At 72.8% G+C, this 3,694-nt stretch carries 3 protein-coding genes and 1 pseudogene; all 4 read right to left on the bottom strand.

Translation table 11 applies throughout. The features are described 5' to 3' along the window. On the bottom strand, positions 1 to 2,596 hold a 2,596-nt coding region (locus tag ACFVVA_RS38160), incomplete at its 3' end, for a hypothetical protein (RefSeq protein WP_387695303.1). Positions 2,597 to 2,660: 64 nt separating this feature from the next. Next, entirely contained in the window at positions 2,661 to 2,993 is a 333-nt protein-coding gene (locus ACFVVA_RS38155; RefSeq protein WP_387695302.1) for a trypco2 family protein, read from the bottom strand. Positions 2,994 to 3,143: 150 nt separating this feature from the next. Beyond that, positions 3,144 to 3,395: pseudogene (locus ACFVVA_RS38150) on the bottom strand (HNH endonuclease); the annotation flags it as partial. A gap of 74 nt (positions 3,396 to 3,469) precedes the next feature. Next, a partial coding sequence (locus ACFVVA_RS38145; RefSeq protein ID WP_387695301.1) for a tetratricopeptide repeat protein occupies positions 3,470 to 3,694 on the bottom strand: 225 nt, incomplete at its 5' end.

Raw genomic sequence — 3,694 nt, 5'->3', positions numbered from 1 at the left:
GGTGGTTGGAGAGGTTGTTGAGGGCCATGGCGAGGTCGGGCAGGTAGGCGTCGGGGTTGGCTTCGGCGAGGGTGCGGTAGTGGCCGACGGCTTCCTCAGCGGCGGCCAGGCCCTCCGCCGGCCGGCCCACCTCCCCCAGGTGCTTGGAGAGGTTGTTGACGGAGGCAGCGAGGTCGGGCAAATAGGCGTCGGGGTTGGCCTCGGCCAGGGTGCGGCGGATGGTGACGGCTTCCTCAGCGGCGGCCAGCCCTTCCGCTCGCCGGCCCACCTCCCCCAGGTGGTTGGAGAGGTTGCTGACGGAGGTACCAAGGTTGGGCAGATAGGCGTCGGGGTTGGCCTCGGCCAGGGTGCGGTAGTGGCCGACCGCTTCCTCAGCGGCGGCCAGGCCCTCTGCCGGCCGGCCCACCTCCCCCAGGTGGTTGGAGAGGTTGTTGAGGGCCATGGCGAGGTTGGGCAGGTAGGCGTCGGGGTTGGCTTCGGCGAGGGTGCGGTAGTGGCTGGTGATGGTACGGGCGAGGCGGACCGCGCTGGCGGCGAGGCGGCGGCTGGTCTGGGGGAACACGGTGTAGATCGTGTTAAGGGTGTCGAGGGGGGTGCCGGGGTGAGTGATGACGGTGTCGAGGGCGGTGATGAGGGGCCCTGGGTGGTCGGTGCGAGTGGCGGTGGTGACGATGTGCGGTGCCAAGGCCGGGTGGTGGCGAACGCAGAGATCGGTGAGTCGGCCGTTGAGGTGGTGGAGAGCTGGGTGGGCGGTGGCGCGGCTGTAGACGGTGAGGAGCTGGGCGCTCTGGGTTTCGTCGGCGCCGTCGAGGAGTTGGTCGGCCAGGCGGGGGACGGCCAGGAGGGTACGGCCGGTGTGGCGTTCGGCGAGGCGGTCGGGCTGCAGCGCGCCCCACGGTGAGCCCGGCACCGTGGCGGGGTAGAGGGTGGCGAGCCAGGCGGTGACCTGGTCGCGGCGGTCGCGGGGCTGGTCCGCGAGGGCGGGCAGGCGCCGCCACAGAAGATCGGCGTCTTCGTCGTCGGCGGCGCCGGTCAGGTGGGCCGCGGCGAGCGCGGTCTTCAGGGTGTTCATGCCGAGGGCGGGGGTGAGGCCGCGGGTGGTGGCGGTGTCGCGCCAGTACCGAGTTTCGTGGCCGAGCAGGCGGTCCTCGACGTCCTGTGCATCCTCGAACCCGTCCTCGGTTCTGCTCGCGGGTTGGGTGCGGGTGGTGTCGAGGAGGTCCGCGAGGGCAGTCATGTGGAGGGTCAGCGCGTTCCCGTAGGCGGTGTCCCCGCCCAGCTGTCGAGGCGGAGTCAAGGTCGCGGCGGCCTCCTCCCAGTCGTGCTCGGGGAGGCCCGGGACGGTGGGGAGCGCCTTGGCGAGGGCGCGGGTGGCGTCGCGGTAGTGGCCGGCGCGCCGGTCGGGATTGTCCTCCAGTGGTGCGAGGCGGCGGGTGCGGGCGGTGGCGAGGAGTTCCTCGGCCTGCTGGTTTGCCTCGCGTGCCTGCTGCCACCAGTCGCCGGCGGTGCGGGCGAGCAGCAGGAGTTTGAGGGGGCTGGTGCCGGGGTGTTCGGCGGCGGCATCGACGAGGGCGCCGAGTTGTTCGGGGCGGGTTTCGGCGTAGTCGAGGACGACCAGCAGCGGCTTCGCAGCCCGCCGTAGCTCCAGCAGTTGTTCCGGGCGGGCGCTGGCGCGCGGCCACAGCACCGTCCAGCCGGTGGCGGTGAGCCGGTGGCCGAGGTGGTGGGCGAGGCGGGTCTTGCCCTGCCCTCCGGGGCCGTGCAGCAGCCACGCCCCGAACCCGTCGAGCCAGCACCACGCCTCCAGTTCGGTGAGCAGGGCCTCGCGGCCGTGGAAGGGCACGACCTGGCGGCCGGCCTCCAGCAGGGCGGCCGGGGTCACCGGGGGGCGCCGGACGGCGGGGTTGCCGGTGGGGTCGGCGATGTCCTGGAACTCCACCGCCTCCAGCCCGCCCGCCGGATCGCCGCCGTACTCCGCGAGGGTGGTGCGGAAGGCGGCGTCGTGGTGCAGGACGTAGGCGGGGACGACGTTCAGCCGGCCGTGGCCGGAGTGGGCGCGGTCGGAGGCGACGACGCCGGTCAGGTAGCGGTCGCAGAACACCGCCGCCCCCGACAGGCCGCCCCACGGCGACGTCCCGTCACCCGGCCACCCGGCGCCGGGGGTGCGCAGGTCCATGACGTACTGGTTGCCGACGAAGCCGCTGCCCGGGTTCACCTCCCCGCGCAGCTGCGCGGCCTCCACGGGGCGGCCTTCGCGTTGGGCCTCGTCCGGGACACCCCAGGTCTCGCACGGTGTGCCGGGGCGTTTCGTGTCCGGGCGTCCCCACACGACCGGTGCGGTCGGTGGCCGCCAGTGCGGTGAGTCGTCGACGAGGACGAGCGCGGCGTCGTCCCGCCCGCCCGGCGTCCCCGCCCACACCACCGTCCCACCCGCATCGGCGTCGGCGGCCGGGTGGAAGACCTTCACCCGGGTCCCGACCGGTCCGGTGACGTGCGCGGAGGTCAGGACCAGTCGGCCGCCGACCGCGTACCCCGACCCCGAGCCCGGCCCGACGCCTTTCGGCCCGGTAACCCCGGCCACCCTCAACTGCTCCACGCCCGCCCCTTGGTTCCCTTGGTCCTCTGCCGCAGGCCCGGCCGAGCGCCGGACCGCGCCCCGGTCAGTCCGGAATGCGCCCCGACACGTCGCCGGGCCCGTCCGGGCGCTCGTGCGCGGAGTGGACGAGCAGATCAGTGCCGTCGGCACGCTTCGGGGTCAGGGTGAAGGAGACGCGGTGCGTGCGACCCCGCGAGACGCCGGCCTCGGCCTCGGCGCCGACCGCCCACAGCTTGAACTTGGCCTTCGCCTTCGCATCGGCGCGCAGCTCGACCTCGAACTCCATCTCCACCGGCCCTACCGCGAATACCACCCCGGGGTCGTCCCCCGCCCTCGCGGCCGCTTCGAGCAGTTCGTCGCGCACCGCCGCGACCGCATCGGCCAGCGGAACATCCATCGGATCCACCTCTCATCCCACACCTGACCTGCGGTCAGGCCGATGCGGACACCGTAGGACCCGCACGGCGGCCTCCGCAGGGGAATCCCCAACTGGGCCGGGCCTGCCTCTCGGCTCTGGTCGGACGGCAGGCCCGACTGGTGGCGTCGTCTACGCGCAGGTGTTGAGCATGGTGGTCAGCGCCGTCTTCTCCAGCTCGGTGACGGAGAGGCCGTAGACGTGCTTGGTGTCGGTCCAGGCGCGGGAGTACGTGCACCAGTAGCCGGTGGCCGGGGGGCGCCAGGCGTCCGGGGTCTTGTCGCCCTTGCTGCGGTTGGAGGTGGCGGAGACGGCGATCAGCTGGGAGTGGGTCAGGTCGTTGGCGAAGGCACGGCGCTTGGCGGTGGTCCAGGTGTCGGCGCCGACTGGCGGGGAGCGTCATTCCGAACGTGCCATATTCCTCCGCCAGAGCGTGCGGCGGTAGCCACCTCATCCGTCTACTGATCGAGCCCCTCAAGCCAGCCAGCCACGGCAAGGGACTGCTGTAGGGCTGGTCCGAAGAGGTCGGGGTTGGCTTGGGCGAGGGTGCGGTGGATGGCGACGGATTCTTGGATGGCGGTCAGGGCCTCCTCCCATCGGCCCACCCCGCCGAGGTCGACGGAGAGGTTGTTGAGGGACATGGCCAGGTCGGGCAGATAGGCGTCGGGGTTGGCCTGGGCGAG

This window comes from Kitasatospora sp. NPDC058048, from assembly GCF_042885555.1.
Lineage (GTDB): Bacteria > Actinomycetota > Actinomycetes > Streptomycetales > Streptomycetaceae > Kitasatospora > Kitasatospora lactacystinica.
Note: the sequence above shows the minus strand (reverse complement) of the source record. Positions and strands in the feature narration are given on the sequence as shown.